Source organism: Methylocaldum sp. MU1018 (assembly GCF_053646775.1).
Map to the genome: position 1 here is coordinate 3,897,830 of NZ_CM132195.1, position 19,791 is coordinate 3,917,620.

General features: G+C 59.7%; 17 protein-coding genes and 1 riboswitch. Of the genes, 8 read left to right on the plus strand and 9 right to left on the minus strand.

Annotated elements, in window-relative coordinates:
• Nucleotides 1-65 precede the first annotated feature (65 nt).
• From ACWJKU_RS17885 to ACWJKU_RS17895, 3 genes are all read right to left on the minus strand, one after another.
• Nucleotides 66-317 carry a hypothetical protein gene (locus ACWJKU_RS17885; RefSeq protein WP_454144509.1) on the minus strand — a complete coding sequence of 84 codons (252 nt, stop codon included), beginning with the start codon at nucleotides 315-317 and terminating at the stop codon, nucleotides 66-68.
• A 584-nt stretch (nucleotides 318-901) separates the two neighbouring features.
• Nucleotides 902-4,243 carry a tetratricopeptide repeat protein gene (locus ACWJKU_RS17890; protein ID WP_454144511.1) on the minus strand — a complete coding sequence of 1,114 codons (3,342 nt, stop codon included), beginning with the start codon at nucleotides 4,241-4,243 and terminating at the stop codon, nucleotides 902-904.
• Between the two features lie 210 nt (nucleotides 4,244-4,453).
• Nucleotides 4,454-6,700, minus strand: a complete 2,247-nt coding sequence (locus tag ACWJKU_RS17895) for a CHASE2 domain-containing protein (protein WP_454144513.1) — start codon at nucleotides 6,698-6,700, stop codon at nucleotides 4,454-4,456.
• A 287-nt stretch (nucleotides 6,701-6,987) separates the two neighbouring features.
• On the opposite strand from ACWJKU_RS17895, the gene ACWJKU_RS17900 reads away from it, so the two are divergent.
• Nucleotides 6,988-7,413, plus strand: a complete 426-nt coding sequence (locus ACWJKU_RS17900) for a hypothetical protein (RefSeq protein ID WP_454144515.1) — start codon at nucleotides 6,988-6,990, stop codon at nucleotides 7,411-7,413.
• Nucleotides 7,414-7,437: 24 nt separating this feature from the next.
• Here the strand turns inward: ACWJKU_RS17900 and ACWJKU_RS17905 are convergent, their stop codons facing one another.
• On the minus strand, nucleotides 7,438-7,617 hold the full coding sequence (locus ACWJKU_RS17905; protein ID WP_454144517.1) for a hypothetical protein: 180 nt from the start codon (nucleotides 7,615-7,617) through the stop codon (nucleotides 7,438-7,440).
• A 141-nt stretch (nucleotides 7,618-7,758) separates the two neighbouring features.
• A riboswitch (TPP riboswitch) is annotated at nucleotides 7,759-7,904 on the plus strand.
• A gap of 55 nt (nucleotides 7,905-7,959) precedes the next feature.
• Here ACWJKU_RS17905 and thiC point away from each other — a divergent pair.
• The 4 genes from thiC to ACWJKU_RS17925 all read left to right on the plus strand — a co-directional run bounded on the left by thiC (nucleotide 7,960) and on the right by ACWJKU_RS17925 (nucleotide 11,907).
• Nucleotides 7,960-9,834 carry a phosphomethylpyrimidine synthase ThiC gene (gene thiC / locus ACWJKU_RS17910; RefSeq protein ID WP_454144519.1) on the plus strand — a complete coding sequence of 625 codons (1,875 nt, stop codon included), beginning with the start codon at nucleotides 7,960-7,962 and terminating at the stop codon, nucleotides 9,832-9,834.
• A gap of 311 nt (nucleotides 9,835-10,145) precedes the next feature.
• Nucleotides 10,146-10,772, plus strand: coding sequence for a hypothetical protein (locus ACWJKU_RS17915; RefSeq protein WP_454144521.1), 627 nt, complete (start codon nucleotides 10,146-10,148; stop codon nucleotides 10,770-10,772).
• A gap of 29 nt (nucleotides 10,773-10,801) precedes the next feature.
• Nucleotides 10,802-11,401, plus strand: coding sequence for a plasmid pRiA4b ORF-3 family protein (locus tag ACWJKU_RS17920; protein WP_454144523.1), 600 nt, complete (start codon nucleotides 10,802-10,804; stop codon nucleotides 11,399-11,401).
• Between the two features lie 116 nt (nucleotides 11,402-11,517).
• A complete protein-coding gene (locus ACWJKU_RS17925; protein WP_454144525.1) occupies nucleotides 11,518-11,907 on the plus strand; it encodes a hypothetical protein in 390 nt (129 codons plus the stop codon).
• 93 nt (nucleotides 11,908-12,000) lie between these two features.
• Here ACWJKU_RS17925 and ACWJKU_RS17930 read toward each other — a convergent pair whose 3' ends face one another.
• The 4 genes from ACWJKU_RS17930 to minC form a co-directional block, all read right to left on the minus strand.
• Complete coding sequence (locus ACWJKU_RS17930) at nucleotides 12,001-13,689, minus strand: ABC1 kinase family protein (RefSeq protein WP_454144527.1); 1,689 nt, start codon at nucleotides 13,687-13,689, stop codon at nucleotides 12,001-12,003.
• Between the two features lie 381 nt (nucleotides 13,690-14,070).
• Nucleotides 14,071-14,349 carry a cell division topological specificity factor MinE gene (gene minE, locus ACWJKU_RS17935; protein WP_454144529.1) on the minus strand — a complete coding sequence of 93 codons (279 nt, stop codon included), beginning with the start codon at nucleotides 14,347-14,349 and terminating at the stop codon, nucleotides 14,071-14,073.
• Between the two features lie 2 nt (nucleotides 14,350-14,351).
• Entirely contained in the window at nucleotides 14,352-15,161 is an 810-nt protein-coding gene (gene minD / locus ACWJKU_RS17940; RefSeq protein WP_454144531.1) for a septum site-determining protein MinD, read from the minus strand.
• A 25-nt stretch (nucleotides 15,162-15,186) separates the two neighbouring features.
• Entirely contained in the window at nucleotides 15,187-15,927 is a 741-nt protein-coding gene (gene minC / locus ACWJKU_RS17945) for a septum site-determining protein MinC (protein ID WP_454144533.1), read from the minus strand.
• Between the two features lie 311 nt (nucleotides 15,928-16,238).
• On the opposite strand from minC, the gene ACWJKU_RS17950 reads away from it, so the two are divergent.
• From ACWJKU_RS17950 to ACWJKU_RS17960, 3 genes are all read left to right on the plus strand, one after another.
• The gene (locus ACWJKU_RS17950; RefSeq protein WP_454144535.1) at nucleotides 16,239-17,108 is read left to right on the plus strand and encodes an aldo/keto reductase; all 870 of its coding nucleotides are present in this window, start codon (nucleotides 16,239-16,241) and stop codon (nucleotides 17,106-17,108) included.
• Nucleotides 17,105-17,509, plus strand: coding sequence for an EamA family transporter (locus tag ACWJKU_RS17955; protein ID WP_454144537.1), 405 nt, complete (start codon nucleotides 17,105-17,107; stop codon nucleotides 17,507-17,509). Before ACWJKU_RS17950 ends, ACWJKU_RS17955 begins: the two co-directional genes overlap by 4 nt.
• 64 nt (nucleotides 17,510-17,573) lie before the next feature.
• Nucleotides 17,574-18,734 carry an alkaline phosphatase family protein gene (locus ACWJKU_RS17960; protein WP_454144539.1) on the plus strand — a complete coding sequence of 387 codons (1,161 nt, stop codon included), beginning with the start codon at nucleotides 17,574-17,576 and terminating at the stop codon, nucleotides 18,732-18,734.
• Between the two features lie 181 nt (nucleotides 18,735-18,915).
• Here the strand turns inward: ACWJKU_RS17960 and ACWJKU_RS17965 are convergent, their stop codons facing one another.
• Nucleotides 18,916-19,722 carry an MlaA family lipoprotein gene (locus ACWJKU_RS17965; protein ID WP_454144541.1) on the minus strand — a complete coding sequence of 269 codons (807 nt, stop codon included), beginning with the start codon at nucleotides 19,720-19,722 and terminating at the stop codon, nucleotides 18,916-18,918.
• Nucleotides 19,723-19,791: the final 69 nt, after the last annotated feature.

Below are 19,791 nucleotides of genomic sequence, written 5' to 3' on the forward strand. Positions count from 1 at the left end.
TCGATCCGTCGAACGAAAAAGATCGGCCATGCGGAGAGTCGGTCTCGCGCATGGTCCGAGCGCATTCAATCGTTTCTCGACCCCGGTTTTTCGGGGAGCGTGGCTTTCGCCGGATTATCGATTCCGGTGGCGTTCACGATTATTCCGGAGGCCGAGCGTTCTTTGGCCCTGGCCGACGTTTCGAAACCGTTCTGCGGCAGAAAGACGAACAGCACCAGGGCGAATATGAAGGCCAAGGTCGTGAGGATCACCGAGACGCCGATGTATAAAAGCCTGGCGGAGTACCCGGCAAGATCTCTTTGAACCGTGTACAGCATGGGCCTACTCGCTTGCCTTGATCGACCGGGCCGGCCGCAAGCCGATCGTGCCGGACATTTTCGAAACGCTGGTCCGACGACGCGAAACGGAATCGCACATATTGCTCCTTCGGAATAAGCCGAGTTTTTAGGGTCCCTTGCGGGAGCCATGTTCAACTTACGCGCCGGAAGAGCGGGATTCAGTGAAATATTTCCTTTTCGGTGCGGTGAGTTCGGGAATCGAAGGGACGAAGTATTTCCGGCCTACGAAAATCGGCGGCGCTGGGGCGCGGGCGGGAAAAGCCGGAGCGGGCGGTTTGCGGGGAGAGGCAGGGTGCGCGTGGCGCACCCTGCCCGTCAAATTATATGCACGGTAGGCAAACTCCAAATCCAGGAAGTTGCCAATAATTCGGTTTGCAAGTGGGGCTACCGCATTGCGCCGACGCATAAAGGAGTCCGCTGCCTGCCAGAGCGGCCGCTGCTAGTGGCTTCTTATATCGACGTATCAATCCAAAAGCCGCGTTGCTTTTTGGTTGTTGTGAAGTCTGATTGCTCATACGTCCCTCCCAATTTGGTAGGCATTCCGGGATATCGCCATGATGTCCTCAGAATGCCAGCGTGAGTTGAAAAAACATGGTCCTTTCCGGAATAAACAAGGGCGTCTCCTCCAGGCGCCCGGTTCGAAAACCGAAGGCGTTCTGCCCCAGGAAATCGAATTTCTGATCCAGCAGGTTCTTGACGACGAACCCTGCCGTGCCGTAGCGATAAGGTAAACGATATTTCAAGGAAAAATCGAGCAGTGCGAACTGGTTGTCGTCGTGTCCTTTTAAGGCTTCATTGTTGCCTTCGAAGGCGAGCTGATTGACATAGGTGACCGTGACGGTGCTCGATAGGCCCGAGGGATGGAAATAACTCAGGCTGAGCGGGACGATATGGTTCTGATAAAGCGTCAAGGTGTCTGCAGAGTAAATATCGAACTGATATTCCAGGCTGGCGGCGAACTGATCGCTGATCGTCCAGTAGCCGTAAGCGCGGTACAGCATTTCCTCTTGTTTCGAGACAAAGCTCGGCGCATCCAAAGAAACGCCCAGCGGCAAAGGGACGATGGCGTCGCGTAGCGAAGCTTCCAGGCCAGCCATGAGATGGGACGAAAACTTGTGATCCAATCCCACGCCGTAGCGCCTCGCGTCCGTGGCCGCAAAACCGTCGAAGAACTGATTGAACCCGGCGATCTGGGTCGGTTCGATGGTCGCGTCGTCCTCGATGCCGCGGTCGAAGGCGCGGAACGCGGCGAGGCGCAGGATCGTGTCCGGGGTGAGTTCCCACATCAGCCCCAGTTTCGGGTTGACCTGGTCGTAATCGCCGATCCATTGATTGCGGGACGAATCGTAGCTGACGCCCAGCGTCCAGGTCATATTGCTCGGAAAGCGGATATGGGAATAGAGATAAGCGTTGCTGTGGCGGATGTCGTAGGCGATCCGCTGCGCGAAAAAGCCAAAATCGTTCGAGAAATCGGAAGAAATATCGCGGGAGCCGCCGCCCAGGATCAAATCGAACGGATCGTGCCGGTAGATGTATTGGGCCTCCCCCATGAAGCCGCGCTGGCTTGTAGTCGTCGAGATATCTATCGAAGGAGCAAAAGGATGCTGTTGAAATTGGTTCAACAAAGTATCCAGATACGTGGCCGAAAAAATCAGGTCCGAATTCGCGGTGGGCGAATAACGGAGGCCGGTCCGCACGCTGTCGGTGGTCAGCTCGCGATGAAAAGTATCGTCGAAATTCTCCAGGTCGCCGTTGAAAAACAAATCGCCGTGCTCCAGATGCCGGTGGCGGTATTCGGCCTGGACGCTGAGGCCCGGACTGATCATGCCCTGGGCGAAGACGTTGTAGATGTCCTGGCGCAAATCGTTGTTCTTGCGAAAACCGTTGGTCTCGTAATGGAACTGGCCGAGGCTGTAGGAGAAGTTGTCCCAAAGCCCTGAATGGACCAGTTCCTCCCCGTGGGTGTCGTTACTCCCGGTGATGCCGGAAGCCTGGAAGCTGAAGCGGTCGCGGGTGAACATGGGATTGAACTCGTTGAACGAGAGCCGCGAAGGTCCCGCCCCGTCCGGGATCAGCAGCCGGCCTTCGGCTAGATGCGGCTGCACCGGGGTGGTGTTGATGGGTTGCAGCAACTGCGATTGCAGCACTTCGCTGGCGCGGGCGATTTCGTGCCGCGGCAGCGACGAGTAGGTATCGGCCAGCAGCCGGTGCGCCGAATAATTGCCCGGTTCGATGCCGAGCGAGCGCCAGCCTTCCACCACGGCGCGCTGGCCGAAGCCGAGATCGGTGTAAATGCGGCCGAGGGCCGCGCTGCGGGCGGCCAGATCGTCGTCCAGGGCCAGCTTGGAGCGGTAGACCGCGCGGTTGTCGTTCAGCTCGATCGCGTGTTGCAGATCCTTGAACGCTTCCACTGGCCGGTTCTCGGTCTGCTTCTTGATGGCGTCGTAGAACCAGGGCGTGGGGTCCTTCGGGTCGAAGGTCTTGGCGAGGTCGAACTGCTTTTCCGCGACCGCGTTGCGCTTCTGCTCGTAATAAGCCTTGCCGAGATAGCTGCGGATCAGGGCGTCGCCGGGGTCGAGGCTGGCGGCGGTCTCGATGGCCGCCGTGCCCTCCTTCAACTGGCCCCGCCGGACCAGGGCCAGCCCCGAGCCGAAACGGGCCAGGGGATCGGCCGAATCCAGTTCGGAGCCCTTGCGGAAGCTCGCCAGAGCCTCGGACGTGTCCCCGTCCATGAGTTCGACGAAGCCGAGCACGATGTGGGCGCGGGGATTGCGCGGGTTGAGCCGGACCGCGTTTTCGGCCGCCTTGCGCGCGTCCGACCAGCGGCCGAGACCGGCCAGCAGTTCGGCCCGGCGCGCCTGGACCAGGGCATCGTTGCTGTCGAGGCGAGCCGCGCGGTCGATGCTTTCGAGCGCGCCTTCGAGATCGAAACCGGCCTGCCGCGCATAGGATTGCGCCACCCAGCCCGAAGCCGAAGCGGGATCGGTTTGGACCGCCCCATTCGCGAGGCGAAGCGCTTCGGACTTCCGGTTGCGGGCCAGGGCGATGACCGAGCGCAAGGCGTCGATGGGCGCGGGCGTTTTCTCGCCCATATACATGACCAGCAGCGGTTCCGCTTCGTCCACCCGTCCCACGCTCAGCAGCATGCCGGCGTAGAGAGCGGCGAAATCGGCGTCGCGGCCGGCTTCCGGCACGCGGTCCAGCGCGTCCAGGGCGCCGGCGATGTTCCCGTCGTCGTAAAGACGGATGCCCTCGGCGATCTGCGGGTCGCGGGCTTGAGCCTGCAAGGCGGCGTAATCCGCCAGCGGCGGGAAATAGAGCGCCCACTGGACGGCATTTTCAGGGCGTATCTGCAAGGTCAGGCGCGGCGCCTCGTCGCGCGCAGCGACGGCGGTCTGGCCGTCCTTGAGCACGACGCGTCCTTCGGCGTTCGAGGTTTCCACCTCGCCTTCGAAGACCGTGACCTGGCCGCCCTGCGGTCCTGCCTTGATGAGGAACTCGGTGCCTTTGATGGCAGCGTTGATGAAGGGCGTGCGGATATCGAGGGGCTTGGGCGTTCGGCTGCGGGCATACAAGGCGCCGGTAAGCAGCTCGAGCCAGGACGGCTCTTCCGCCTTCACCTTGGAAAACACCACGGTGGTGTCCTGATCGAGCGAGATATAGGTTTGATTCGGCAGTTGCAGCGATGCGCGGCTGCGGATCAGCGTGCGGATCTTATCGCCGGGGCAGAAGATTTGTTCGGTCTCCACCGGAGACCATGACAGCTTTCCGGACGGCTGTATGTCGACCTGGCCCTGAGCCGATACCAGGCGGGCGGTCCATTGGTCGCATGCGGCGGCGATACCGGAACAGCTTGCGATGAACGCGGCGGCGATCGCCGGAAACCATTGAGCGGATTTTTGCATCGAACTGCGAAGATATTTTTCGAGTTATTGTTATGGGGCTTACGCCTTTTGGGCACCTCGAAAAACTGCGCACTTCGACGAGCTCGGTGCGATCGGTTCCGTTCGTGTCGAGCCTGTCGAAGCCTGAACCGGCCAGGTTTTTCGAGGTGCCTTTTGCTCCTTCCCCCGTCGGAGCGCCGGGCCGGAAATTCTTCTCGCGCAAGTCCGGGGTCATTTGGGCAGCGGATGCGTCGAGTCCGATTTTTCGATACGAATCCCGCGCTCCCGAACGCCTGCCGGGCGCGCTCCCCCGAGATACGCCTCGCACGTTTCGAGATAAAACCGGGCCGGTCCGTCGTCGGGTAATTGTAGGACAAGCCGACTGAATGCGGCATGGGCCTCGGACCACCGTTCGGCTTCGAAGAGGGCCAGAGCCGCCTGAAACGGTGCATTAAACGCCTGAAAATGAGCTTTTCGCAAGTCCGGCCGCGATATCAATTCGGCTACCGATACCGGTTTCGTTTTCCCGGCCAGGAGAAACTGCCCCAGACGTCTGGCCGGGATTTCGCCGATGCCGGCCAGCACCGCTTCCGACACCAGGATTTCGGTTCCGAGTATCTTGTTCAGGGCTTCCAAGCGCGCGGCGATGTTGACCGTATCGCCGACTGCCCGGATTTCGCCGCGGCTGTCGGTACCGACGTAACCGATGCGGAGATCGCCGCAATGAATGCCGATCCGGACCGGAAAATCGAGCCCATGCTTTTGCTCGAATCGACGGACCGCTTGCTGAATTTCCAAAGCGGCTTGCAGCACGTTGCGCCGCATTTCGGAATCGTCTCCCTCGGCGGTCCAAATCGCCAGCATGGCGTCTCCGACGACGTCGGAAATCCATCCCCCGTGCCGCGCCACGGGCTGAAAGATGACCCGGTAATAATCGTTCATCAGATCGGCGAGCGCCATCGGCTCCACGGTCTCGGCCAGGGACGTGTAACGCCCCGCGTCGGTGGCGAGGCAAATGCCGTGGGCCAGGCGGCCGTATGACGGCAAAGCCTTCATGCCGTCATCGCGGGTCAGATGGCTGAAAACGTCTACGGGAATGAATCGTTCGATCACCGACTGCATTTTTTCCTGACGCCGGACCCGCCGCAGATAGCTGATGAGCACGCAGCCCGCCACGGCCGCCGGCGCCTGCCAAACCAGCGGGATGAAGAGCGGCAGCCACAACCCGTCGGCGCGAAACAGGGCCCATGCCGTCAATAAATACCCCCCGCTCAGCGCCGCGATCAGAGTCAGCGCCTTTTGAAGGGAGAGCAGACGGGCGCACGAACCGAGCGCCAGTCCCCACAGGAACAACCCGACAAGCTCTTTCAGCGGCGTGAGCGCCGGCAGCACCGCTTTGTCTTCGAGCAGGTTGGCCAGCGCGGTCGCCGCCAGTTCCACGGAACTGACCGTGGAATACGGCGAATCGAAGAGACCTTCGGTATTTTCGGGCTGAAAATCCTCGAGATACCCGATCAGAACGATCTTGCCCCGGAGCGAGCGCTTGAGATCTTCGGTCGGCGCGACCGCAAACGCGTGGTAGGGAATCGTCGGAAAGGTGCGGGCCGGGCCGTAATGGTTGAAATAACGCTCTCCGGCATTGCCATGAACGCGAAACAAAGAGCGCAGCATCCGGCGGTTTTTTTCGGACATCGCTCTTTGCCGCAAATCGGCACCGAGGATCGGCAAGAGATCGGCCCGCGATTGCAGCCACGCGGTGAGTTTCCTTTGCAGAGCGTCGAACTGCCCGCGCCTGGTCGGTTGATTTTCGAAGAAATCCGCGGCATCGGGCGCCGCGCTCGCGAGTGTGCCGATCAAATCATCGCGGGCGGCGTTAAGGGCATGGGCCAACAGCAATCGCGTCGGCAGCGTAGCCTGGGCTTCGTCTCCGAAGAGGGTGAGAAAGCGGTTTGCGCCGTTGTCGTTCTTGGGCAGCAGGAACGGCGCGGTCGCCAGGGCCGCATCGGCCAGCTTGTCCGTGGAATGCACGACCGATTCCAGATAAACGCCCGCGGAAACCTGGCGAGGCTTGACGTAATCGGTCAGCACGACGCGTCCCATGCGGCGCATGGCGTCGGCCATATCCCGGTCGTCGTCGGGATCGGACGCCGGGCTGAAAAAAAAGACATTGAACGCGAGCAGTTCGGCGCCGGATGCTTGAATATTGCGGATGACGTCCGCGTTGAGCCGGCGCGGCCATGACTGGGGTTCGTTCGGCGTCTGCAAGCGCAGCGCGGACTCGTGGTCGATCCCCACGATCACGATGTCTTCGGGAGGTTTTTCCGCGCCTCTCAAGCGGTAAAGCAGGCCGAGACCGAATGCTTCCTCGAGTTGCGCCAGAATCGGCAGGAAACTGAGCAGCAAACCGCTGAACGCAAGCGCAAGCGGCGCGCGGACGAGCCGAAAACCTTCGCGCATCGGGCGACGGCGAACGCTCATAAGGCGTTTCGGACGCTCGTGCTTGCGAGCCGAAGAACAGGACGGTTGTTGACTGACGTCACGATGATCAAATCCCGGAGAGAATCCCGATCGCAAGAATCCGTCACTACAGAGTGGGGCATTCGGCGGCCTCGAAACCGTGCATGAAGTCCAAAGGTTCCGTCGGCCCGTGTTTTTCCGAAGCCGGCTACATATTATACGGAGTGAAATTAGGGAATATGTCACGGAATCGGCGTCGGCTTCGTCTTAGCCTATCGCGCGTAGCAAACGCGCGGGAGATTAGGCCGATGATAAAGTTAAAGTGCCAGCAAACCGAACCGGATCTGGAGATCCATACCTTCCGCCTGCGCTTCGAGGGCGCCGCCGACATCGCCCTCGAAACCAGCGGCTACTGGTGCGACGCGGGGGGACGCCTGATCGAGGGCGGCGACACGATCAACGGAAGACTGCTGCTGGCCCTGACGGCGCCGGAACTCGAGCGCGGGCGCCTGCTGATCGTCCCGATGTCTGCCGAAGCCTTTCGCGCCAGTCGGATCATGGCCGAGGATCTGCTGGCGTACGACGCGTTCGAGCCACAGACCCGGTTCGATCCCGGGCTGCGATACCATCTCCTGCCCGAAGTTCCGGAAACGTTGTGGCGGTTCTGGTTCATCTACCGGCGGTTCGCGTCGAGACGCGCGAAATCGGCGCGGACGGCCATTCGGAGCTGGTAGAGCAGGCGAGCATGGGGCCGGGCTTTAAAGCACCAGGGTCAGTTGATTGCCGAAAACCTCGACCTCGTGATGGGTCAGATTTGCGATCCTGAGGGCGCATTCCTGCGTTTGGGCGGGATCGTCGAAAAAGCCCATCACGACGCCGGCGACGGCATAACAATGTCCGTTAAAGGCGAGAATGATCCGTTCGATTACCGTTTCCATCGAAATCCTCCTGGGTCATCAGCGTACTCCAATCGTGTTTCGGATTAGTTCGCCCATTAAGCCGCAAACTCGAATCGCCGCATAATCAGCAATTCCCCTGCCTTGCCAAATCCCCGTTTCTGCTTTAGCTTAGCCCTTTATCCGTAAGGCTGGGGGTGCCCTGCTGCGGTTCTCGGCGCGGTCGATTTTTCGCGAAACGGCTCATTGAACGTCTCCTGCAGGGCTGAGAAACACCCTTCGAACCTGATCCGGTTAACACCGGCGTAGGAAAGCCTGTCCTGAGCCCGGCGATGGATCGGTCTTGCCTGCGCCCCTTTTTCCGTTTTTTTCCAGGAGAAAGCGATGAGCGCATTTCCCGAAGAATTCCTGCACGAAGCCGTAACCGCCAAACGAGCCTCCATACAACCGTTCGCCGCTTCGGAAAAGATCTACGTCCAAGGCAGCCGTCCCGATGTCCGCGTGCCCATGCGTCAGGTGACGCAGTCGGATACCCCGGGCAGTTTCGGCGCCGAAAAGAATCCGCCGATTTATGTCTATGACACTTCCGGACCGTATACCGATCCGCACGCGCGCATCAATCTGCGCCAGGGATTGCCCGCTTTGCGCGACGCCTGGATCCGGGAGCGCGGCGACACCGAGGAACTGTCCGGGCCGAGTTCCGAGTACGGGCGCAAGCGCCAGGCCGACCCGGCGCTCGCCCATCTCCGCTTCGAGCATATCCGCCGGCCGCGCCGGGCCAAATCCGGCGCGAACGTCACCCAGATGCATTATGCGAGGAAAGGCATCGTCACGCCGGAAATGGAGTTCATCGCCATCCGCGAAAATCAGCGCCTCGAAGCCGTCAGCGAGATGTACAAACTCCAGCATCCGGGCGAATCCTTCGGCGCATCCATTCCCAAGCTCATCACCCCGGAATTCGTGCGCGACGAGGTCGCCCGCGGCCGCGCCATCATCCCGGCCAATATCAATCATCCGGAATCCGAGCCGATGATCATCGGTCGCAATTTCCTGGTGAAGATCAACTGCAACCTGGGCAACTCGGCCGTCACCTCCTCCATCGAGGAAGAAGTGGAAAAGATGCTGTGGTCGATCCGCTGGGGCGGGGATACGGTCATGGATCTGTCCACCGGCAAGAACATCCACGAAACGCGGGAGTGGATCATCCGCAATTCGCCGGTGCCGATCGGCACCGTGCCGATTTACCAGGCGCTGGAAAAGGTGGACGGCAAGGCCGAGGAACTGACCTGGGAGATTTTCCGCGATACCCTGATCGAGCAGGCCGAGCAGGGCGTGGATTACTTCACCATTCATGCCGGCGTGCGCTTGGGTTTCATTCCGCTGACGGCGAAGCGGGTGACCGGCATCGTATCGCGCGGCGGATCGATTCTGGCCAAGTGGTGCCTGGCTCATCACAAGGAGAATTTCCTCTACACCCATTTCGAGGACATCTGCGAGATCATGAAGGCGTACGACGTGAGCTTCAGCCTGGGCGACGGCCTCCGGCCCGGCTCCATCGCCGACGCCAACGACGAGGCCCAGTTCGCCGAACTCAAGACTCTGGGCGAACTGACCGAAATCGCCTGGAAACACGACGTTCAGGTGATGATCGAAGGCCCCGGCCACGTGCCCATGCACATGATCAAGGAAAACGTCGAAAAGCAGTTGGAACTTTGCCGGGAAGCGCCCTTTTACACCCTGGGACCGCTCACCACCGACATTGCGCCGGGTTACGACCACATTACCTCGGCCATCGGGGCCGCCATGATCGGCTGGTTCGGAACCGCCATGCTGTGCTACGTCACGCCCAAGGAGCATCTGGGGCTGCCCAACAAGCAGGATGTCCGCGACGGCATCATCGCCTACAAGATCGCGGCCCACGCCGCCGATCTCGCCAAGGGCCATCCGGGCGCTCAGGTTCGCGACAATGCCTTGTCCAAGGCACGTTTCGAATTCCGCTGGGCGGACCAGTTCAATCTCAGCCTGGACCCGGAAAAGGCCTTGGAATTCCACGACGAAACCCTGCCGCAGGAAGGCGCCAAGCTCGCCCACTTCTGCTCCATGTGCGGTCCGCATTTCTGCTCCATGAAGATTACCCAGGATGTGCGCGATTACGCCCAGACCCACGGTCTCAAGGAAAACGAAGCCTTGGCGGCGGGAATGGAGGAGAAGGCGGAGGAGTTCGTGAAAGGCGGGGCGGAGATTTATCGTAAGGCGTAATTTCTAAATTATCGGGGGGACGATGGGAGAAAATTACGCCCATGCCGCATTGCGGCACTGGGGGGATGCACTACTGTTAGATCGGGAAAAGCGTTTGGAGAATGCGGATCAACTCTATGGCTTAGCCGCCGAATGTGCCATTAAAACCGTTTTGCATATGTTGCCCGCCTTTTCGAATGGCAGCTGTTTACTTGACGAATACAAGCATCACATCAACGTGCTTTGGAATAAAGCAGGGCATCAAAGCATTGAGAAGGTTTCCCGTACACTGCCCGCACTCCTCAGAGCTCGTAATCCATTTTCCGACTGGCATGTGGATCGGCGATCTGATAGACGCTTCCGACGTCACCGGGTCGCCGGACCGTGTTCGTTTGCCGGATGTACCGAACGTTTGGCTGGTCGATCGCCTGCAAACCAATCAGGATTGGCTTCGGGAACCTCTTGTCGAACGTCCGCCGCTGCCAACGGCGGTAGCCTTCAGCATCAAGGGCGGCGTCGGCCGAACGACGGCCTTCGCGATGTGGGCGTGGTATTTGGCCCGCTCGGGCAGCCCTCATTATGAGGGCATACATCAAGGGGTTGCGGAGGCGTCGAATATTAGAATCCGCGAAATCAAGGAGGATTACCCGTGGGTCGGACCGCTTCTGGCAGCCTTGAAAGGTGCGACGGTTCCGCTGAAATTCGAGGAGCTGACTGAAAGATGGACCAAGGCGGTTATCGGTCAATCGCTGGCCGAGGCCAAGCGGAACGAGCGTCTGCCGCCGCGCCGCTACAGCAGCGATGCGGTGCGGAAAGGCACGCCGGAAGCCTTGGTAGACGACCTGATCGAACTCGCGGTGCTTTACCGCACGGAAGACAGGCGTTACAACATGCCAGACATTTTCCGAGTTGGTTTCGGTATCAAACGTAAGGGCGGTGTCAGGCCACCCAGCAGATAAGCCATTCCTATCCCATCAGACCAAAGCCTATGGATAAAACATCGGCGAAATTGCTCCAGCTCCGCATCACCCTCTCGAACATAGCCCCGCCCATTTGGCGCCGGGTGCTGGTGACGGACGATCTGACTTTTGCCCAATTGCACAGGGTCATACAGGCCGCCATGGGCTGGGAGGATTACCACATGCACGAGTTCGAGGTGGGAAAGCAGCGGATCGGGGATACCGCTCCGGACATTTTCGGATTTGGGTTCGGGTTCGAACCGAGGCCGATTTCGGAAAAAAAGACTCGGTTGAGCAATGCCCTTGGAAATCGCCGTAAGTTTCGTTACTGGTACGATTTCGGCGACGACTGGTGGCACGAAATCGCTATCGAGAAGCGACTGCCGAACGATGGCCAGGGTCCGCGTCTTTTGGCCGGCGAACGGGCCTGTCCGCCGGAAGACTCCGGGGGACCGTGGGGCTACGCCGACCTGCTGGAAACTCTGGCAAACCCCGATCATCCGGAATACCCGGAATTGCGCGAATGGGCCGGAGATTTCGACCCGGAGCGGTTCGATCTCGAAGTAGCCGCGGAAGCGGTCGCGAAAAGCGTGCGGCGAAAAAAGTCGGGCACGGCAAAACCCGGCTGACCCCGCGCGCCCGGTCGCTCACGCCGACTATCGATATTCCGCAAAGAAAAATCTTTCCGTCTCGGTTTTTTGCTATAGTCGCTTGCGTTTCCAACCACACTCGAAAAGGGGGAATTATGGAATCGAATGTCGTCAAAGGCTTGCTCTTGTTTGGCGCGGTCATGGTCGTCGGTTTCATCATCATCGGCACATCTCGGGAAACGCCGCAAGAAAAAATGCAGGGTGCCTTCCTGCAAACGTCGAACCTGCTCAGCAGTTTGGCCCTGGACAAATGCACCGAGGCGGTCAAGAACGAAGTCGGCGCTCATCCTTACAGCCCGTCCGAGTCCGACAGCGACCACGTGAAGTATGTCACGCTGATCTGGAACAACGTCGGCTCGGCGAAGCGCGCCGAGTGCCGTTACATCATGGATCAGGGCATTACGCTGCTGAAGATCGACGACCGCACCGTCATCGAGAAAGACGCGGTAGCGACTGCCGCACCGAACCCGGGGCATCATCCATAAACTCCGGGAAAGAAAGACCGCCCGCGCGAACGCGATTTCGCCGCGGGCGGTCTCCGGCGACGGGATAGGGCCCGTGTCAGAACCGGTTCGAGACTATCTTTTCTCCCGGTAGGACGTCTTCCAGATCGAAATCAATACCCATAGTCCGCCGATGCCCGCGGCCGTAAACCCGAGGACGCCGAGGGCGGGCAGGCCGAACAGGGTAGGGCCGCCGCTGACGGTCATGACGATGGACGATCCGATGATGAGCGAGGCGGTCACCATCCCGACGGTCAGCCGGCTGGCGGCGCGGTCCATCAGCATCCCGAAACGGTCCAGCTGGCCCATGTCGACCTGGACTTTTATGGCGCCCCCCCTGAGCAGCCGCATCAGCCTGCGGACATCCTGCGGCAAGTTACTCAATACCGACATCAGGCTGGCGAGGTTGCGCTGTCCTTTCCTGAGCAGAGCTTCGGGCTGATAGCGAAACAAGGTGGCCTGCTGCAATAGCGGAGAAGCCTGGGCGACGATGTCGAAATCGGGGTCGAGCTGCCGTCCGGTGCCTTCGAGCGTGATCAACGCCTTGAACAGCATGGTCAGATCCGGCGGCAGAATGAGCCGGTGGTCCCGCATCAGGCTGGTCATTTCCGTGAGCATGTCATCCAAGCGGAGCTGCTTGAGCGCGGCCCCGTGGTACTTGTCGATGAACATGCCCACTTCGGCGATCAGGCGCTCGGTGCTGGGCGCGGCCTCTCCCGCCCAGTCCAGCAGCACGTCCACCACCGTGGCGGCATCCCGGAGCACGATGGCATTGAGCATATCCACCACTTGGTCCCGGCGCGATTCGGACAGCGAACCGACCATGCCGAAATCGATGAAAGCCAGGCGGTTTTCGGGAAGATAAATGAAATTGCCGGGATGCGGATCGGCATGGAAAAAACCGTCGATCAGGACCATCTTCAATACGGCGTCCGCGCCGCGTTGAGCCAGCACTTTGCGGTCGAGTCCCGCAGCGTCGAGCGCCTTGAAATCCCGTCCGGCGATCCCCTGGATATATTCCTGAACGTTGATCCGCTCGCCGCAATATTCCCAATAGACTTTGGGCACCACGATGACCGGATCGCCGGCAAAATTATTGGCGGCTCGTTCGGTGTTCCGCCCTTCGGTGAGCAGATCCAGCTCGTTCCGCAACGAAATCTTGAATTGCCGAAGCACTTCTTGAGGATGGAGCCGGCGGATGTCGGGAAATTCGCGCTCGACGACGGCCACGAGCCGTTCAAGCAGGCGCAAATCCGCCTCAATGGTCGGCCGGATGCCGGGGCGGCGAATCTTGACGATGACCTGCTGGCCGTCGGGAAGCCGGGCGCGGTGCACCTGGGCGATGGAGGCGGCGGCCAGGGGAGTTTCGTCGAATTCGACGAACACTTCGCCGACCGAGCCGCTCAAATCTTCCTCGATTTGCGCTCTCAGTTGCGCGAAGGGAAGCGGCGGCACCCTGTCGTGCAGTTTCTCGAATTCCGCGATCCAATCGGAGGGAAACAAGTCCACGCGGGTGGCGAGAATCTGACCGAACTTGATGAAGGTCGGCCCCATTTCTTCCAGGGCCCTGCGCACACGCTGCGGAGGGTCGAGGCGAAGCAGTTCCTCGAAACGGGTCCAGTTGAGCGCCCGTCCCGCCTTTTGCAGCAGCCGTTCCAGCCCCAGGCGTTTGACTATGTCGCCGAAACCGTAGCGGATCAGAATGGAGGCGATGTCGTGCAGCCGCCCGAGGTCGCGCATCGCGCTCAAAGTTTCAAGTATCATCGTCGAATGATCCGCGATTGGAGAAAACGTTCAAATCCGTATCGATCACCGATATGAAAAAATGCTGCCGATACCACAGAATTCGACGAGTGCGGTGGAGGGGAAAAGCAGCGATCTCGAATGACCGTGCGTCAAGAAAGTAAGCCCTGTCGAATCGCCCTTCCAACCCTCCCGATCGCAAACGGTCGCTTGAGTCGCGACCCTTTCCGGGGCGAGGGCGCTTTTGCGGCTTTACTTTTTCAGGATTGTCCCAAACCCGAAGCTTATTGCTCAGAACCTGTCTCAGCAGCTCCCGAGCCGGCAACCCCGGTCGGCTTCGCCCCGCTTGCCCGATCTTCCCGGCCGCCCGTGCCGGCGATGGTTTCACCGACGGCGCCCTGCTCAGCGGCGCGGGCTTCGCTTGCGTTCGTCGTCTTCGGGCAGAACGATGTTGAGTTCCAGAATCTCGCGGTTTTCATCCTGTTCCATGGAAACCGTTATGGCGTTTTGATCGATATTCACGTATTTGCGGATCACTTCCAGCAAATCCTTTTGCATGGCGGCGAGATACTCGGGCTGGGAGCGCTGCGAGCGTTCGTGCGCCACCAAGATTTGCAGGCGCTCTTTGGCGATAGCCGCGCTCGACGGCCGAGAACTTCGAAAATAATCCAAGAGTCCCATGATTAACCCCTGAACAATCGACCGAACAAGCCTTTCTTTTCCTCTTCGAGGAACCGGTGGGGGACGTCTTCGCCCAGGTACCGGCGTATCACATCGGAATACGCCTGGCCGGCATCGCTCTTGTCGTCGAGAATGACCGGCGTGCCCGCATTGGACGCACTGAGCACGGCTTTGGATTCCGGTATCACGCCGAGCAGATGCAAGGACAGAATTTCCTGTACGTCGTCCACGCTGAGCATTTCGCCCAACTTGACCCGCTGCGGAGAATAGCGGGTCAGCAGGAGATATTCCTGGATCGGTTCTTGCCCCAGTTCGGCGCGGCGGGACTTGCTGGCGAGAATGCCCAGCATGCGGTCCGAGTCGCGGACCGAAGAGACTTCGGGGTTGGTGACGACGATCGCGTCGTCGGCAAAATACATGGCGAGATTGGCGCCGCGCTCGATGCCGGCGGGAGAGTCGCAGATCACGTATTCGAACGTCTCGGACAGTTCGTTCAGGACGCGCTCGACGCCTTCCTGGCTGAGCGCCTCCTTGTCGCGGGTCTGCGAGGCGGGCAGGATGTAAAGATTCTCGCAGCGCTTGTCGCGGATCAGGGCCTGATTCAAGGTGGCTTCCTGATTGATGACGTTCACGAAGTCGTAGACCACGCGTCTTTCGCAGCCCATGATGAGATCCAGGTTGCGCAGCCCGATGTCGAAATCGACGACGGCGGTGCGGTGGCCTTTCAACGCCAATCCCATGGAAATGGCGGCGCTGGTGGTCGTTTTGCCGACACCGCCCTTTCCGGAAGTCACAACGATAATTCTCGCCACTCGTGCTCTCCAGATTCAAAAAGCTTTATAGATTTTCAATAATCAAAGAATTGTCGCGCAAATAAATTTGTACCGGTTTGCCGCGCACGGATTCTTCCAGGTTTTCGCTGATTTTGTAGTGGCCGCCGATGGCGATCAGTTCCGCTTGCAGATCCGCACAGAAAATCCGCGCCTCCAGGTTTCCCTGCACCCCCGCCAGGGCGCGGCCGCGAAGCGAACCGTAAATGTGGATGTTTCCGTCGGCCATGACCTCGGCTCCGGGGCTGACCTGGGATAGAACGATCAGGTCCGCGCCGGAGGCGTAAATCCGCTGACCGGAGCGAATCGGCTGTTCGATCAATTTGCTGCCGCTCGGAATCCTGGTCGTCGTCTGCGCCGAGATTTTCGGTGCGGAAGGCGCCGGAACCGGAGCGGCGCTGCCGGTTTCGTGCTTGTGCTCCGGGAGTACGGCCAGCCTGGCATCCTGCGCCGCCGCCTGCAGCCTCTGGCTTCCGCCGCGAGTGCCCACCGGAACCAAACGATGTTCGTGCAGGATGTCGATCAAATCCAAAAAATCGACATCGGCATAATCCGGCAGTTCGCTGAGATCGATCACCACCGGGGCGTTGCGAAAGAATTCCGGCGCCTGCCGGATCTTGTCTCGAAGCTGTTGGGCGACGACGCCTGGATCGCCGTTCAATAGCTTCAGGATCGGTAGCGTAATGGAGCCCGATTTGATTTCGAGCGAAACGGACCGGGTCGACTGTTCGTTGGACTTGACGGGCATCCTGGATCAGGGGGGCGCATGAGCGGCGTTTGTGTGATCGGCGCATTCTATCACTCCCGCAAAAATTGCGTAAACGCAAGCCGCGAAAAGCGAATTTCCCGGCCGAGGCGGCAACGGCCGCAGCGGAACGCGGCGGCTTTAACCGGCTTCGGGTGCGACCGGCTTCGCTTCAGGCCCCCGTCCCGAAGCTGTCGATAACGCGCTTTGAGGAATGAGCCCGGACCGCACGAGCGCGCCGTGCGCCAACGGTGCTATGATTCCCGCTACGGCCGGTGTATTGCTGCGCCGCGCGCAGCCGGGAGAAAAACATCATGCAAAGAGAAATCGATGCTACCGGAATTCGGGTTACGGCCATCGGCCTGGGCGCCATGCCTTTGTCGATCCAGGGCAGGCCCAGCGAGGAACAAGCGTTTCAGGTCATCGAAACCTTTCTCGCGGCCGGCGGCAATTTCATCGATACCGCTAACGTTTATTGCCTGGACGATGCCGACATCGGGCACAACGAACGCCTTATCGTCAAAATCCTGGACCGGCTGGGCAAACGGGACCAGGTGGTCGTCGCGACCAAGGGCGGCCTCAGGCGTCCGGGCGGCGAATGGATCATCGACGGCAACCCGAAGTTTCTGCGGCAATCCTGCGAACAAAGCCTCAGAGACCTGAAAACGGACCGTATCGATTTTTACCAGCTCCACGCCGTGGATCCCAATATCGGCTTGTTGCCTTCGCTGGATGAACTGATCAGGCTGCGCGACGAAGGCAAAATCAGGCATATCGGACTGTCCAATATCGTCAGCGTGGACATTCTTAGGACGGCTCTCGATCGCGCCCCCATCGTTTCCGTGCAGAACCGTTGCAATCCGTTCGAAAAGCAGGATTTCGCCAACGGATTGATCGATTTTTGCCGCTCCAGGGGCATCACGTATATTCCCCACAGTCCGGTGGGCGGACACTATGGCCATGCGCGCCTCGACCACAGCGAACTGTTCGGACGTCTGGCCGAAAAGCACCGCTCGTCCCGTTACGGCATCGCCCTGGCCTGGCTGCTGGCCAAGGGCGAGCACATCATTCCGATTCCGGGCGCCAGCAAGCCGGCCAGCATCGCGGACAGCATGCACGCCGTGCAAATCCGCCTCGACTCGGACGATATCCGCGCCATCGACGGCTTGCCCGAGCTTCGGTGACTCCCTGGTTCTTGCCTGCGGCGGCGGCGTTCATCTGCTGGGGTGTGTGGGCATTCCTCCCGAAACTCACCACGCGCTACATCGATCCCAAAAGCGCCATCGTTTACGAGGCCGCAGGCGGTCTCATCGTGGCGCTGGCCGTCCTGATCCTTTTCAAGCCGACGACGGAACCGCGCGGTATCGCGCTGTCACTGAGCACCGGCATTTCCGGAGCGACGGGGGCTTTCGCTTATCTTTATGCCGTGGCCAAAGGCCCGGTTGCCCCGGTTTCGACGGCTACGGCGCTGTATCCGATCCTGGCCATCGTTCTGGCCTGTTTTTTCCTGAACGAGTCGGTTACGCTCAGGCAAGGAATCGGAATCGTGTTGGGGCTGATCGCGATGGTGTTGATCAGCGCTTGAAGACGGTCAAAAAATGCAACGTCGCCCGAAGCGGCGGCGATGCCGGTCAAAGGACAACACTCGCATGCCGTTACCGGATTACGAAGGCTCTGGTATCGTAAACCTTCTGAGCTCGCTGCTAACCGGGCTCGGCGGCGTATCGAACGGCTACGCTCCCATCGCCAGTCTGCCGCCGGCGGAAGTCGGCGCATACCGCAACTTCGTTTTGATCGTCGTCGATGGGATGGGTTATGAATTTCTGACCCGAAGGAGCCAGGAAAGCTTTTTACGCCGGCACCTTCGGGATCGCCTGACTTCCGTCTTCCCATCCACCACCGCGACGGCCGTAACAAGCTTCTTGACGGGACTGGCGCCGCAGCAGCACGGCCTGACCGGATGGCACATGTATTTCAAGGAACTGGGGGCTGTACTCTCCGTATTGCCGGGCACACCCCGATACGGCGGGGCGCCTGTCGGGAAATGCGACATCGAGATGGGAAAATTGCTCGGTCACGAGCCGGTCTTCGACCGCATCCCGCTGCCTTGCCATATCGTTTCCCCGCGCCGCATAGCCTATTCCGATTTCAACCTGGCGCATCGAGGCAGGGCCGAATTGCGGGCGTTCGATTCACTCGATGACTTTTTCGGCATCATCGCGCGAACCCTTCGGAAGGACGAGCGCCGCAAATTCATTTATGCCTACTGGCCGGATCTCGACCATATCGGCCACGAGAATGGATTGGGCGGCCCCGAAGCCGAACGGCATCTGGCCGAACTGGACGGCGCCTTCAGCATTTTTTTCGAGCAGATTGCCGGAACCGATACCCTGCTGGTGGTCGCGGCAGACCACGGTCAGATCGATAGCGACGCGACCCGGATCATCGAACTGGACGACCATCCGGAACTGAACGAATGCCTGATCTTGCCTTTATGCGGCGAACGGCGCGCCGCGTATTGCTACGTGAAATCCGGCGAGGCGCGGCGTTTCGAACGTTATGTGCAGGATCATTTGGCCGCTTACCTCGAATTGCATCCGAGCCGGGATTTACTGGCCGCCGGTTACTTTGGCTTAGGCCCGCCCCATCCCCGACTGGCCGAACGCATCGGCGATTACACGTTGATTATGAAGGAAAACTATGTGATTAAGGATTGGCTTCCCGGCGAACGCCGCTATTTGCAAATCGGCGTCCACGGCGGGACAAGCTCGGAGGAGATGTTCGTGCCGCTTATCGTGGCGACGGCCTGAGCGGGAGTTCCTGCACCGACGAATTCGGGCTTGGGCGACAGGGTTCCGGACTCCGTTGTAAAAAGCCGTCGCTTCGAACCGAAGCGGCCATGCTCTGGCCATCGCGGTACGAGCGGATTTCACGGTAAACGCGCTGCAGAAGGATAAACCGGCACGGGCTTATCCTTCTCTGGCGCAACGCCTACGGTTGAGCGCTTTCCTGCTTTTCCTGGCCTTCGGCGGTTCCGTTGGATGAACTCAAGCCTTCCAATTCAAGATCCATTTCCTGCTCGAGTTCATCGTCCATGGGCGGATTGCCGTCGTGAATCAAGTAGTTGCGCTGCTGAAAGTAAGCATTGCGAATGAACTCGTAACGATCGACCGAGGCTTCGTCCACGATTTTGGTGGCGCTCAATAGATCGGCGCGCATGTCGATCGTTTTAAGAGTACCCGCTCCATAAGGAATGGGGACCGGATTGATCCAGTTGATGGGATTGGCGGCGGTGTCTCCCGCCAAGCCGATGGCGCCGCGAGGCGTGCTCGGTCCGATGAACGGCAGTACTAAATAGGGGCCCGACGGAATGCCCCAGGCGCCCAGCGTCTGATCGGTATCTTCGTTGTGTTTCGGCAGGTCGAGCTTGGAAGCGACGTCTATGAACCCACCCACGCCCAGAACCGTATTGACCAGGAATCGGCCGGTGTCTTGTCCGCTTTGAAGGAGCTTGAATTGCAAGAGGTCGTTGGCAATTACGCCGATGTCGTCGACATTGCTGAAGAAGTTGGTGATGCCTTTATCGACGAACGAAGGCGTTATCCATTGATAGCCCTCGCTTATGGGCTTCATGACATAATCGTCCAGGGTATCGTTAAATTTCTGAACGCCGCGGTTCCACCCTTCCCAAGGGTCGCGGGGATCATGCTTGGTGGCGGTCGCGCAGCCGGCGAGACTCACGATGAGCGCGATCCCGAGAACCGGCAGTAAAGGGTGTGACTGGCGAGTTGTTTTCATTTTTGTGTTCCTTATCTCGAAGTCGATCAGGCTTTTTCTAAAATTAGCATATCCGGAATCAAGCTTCGA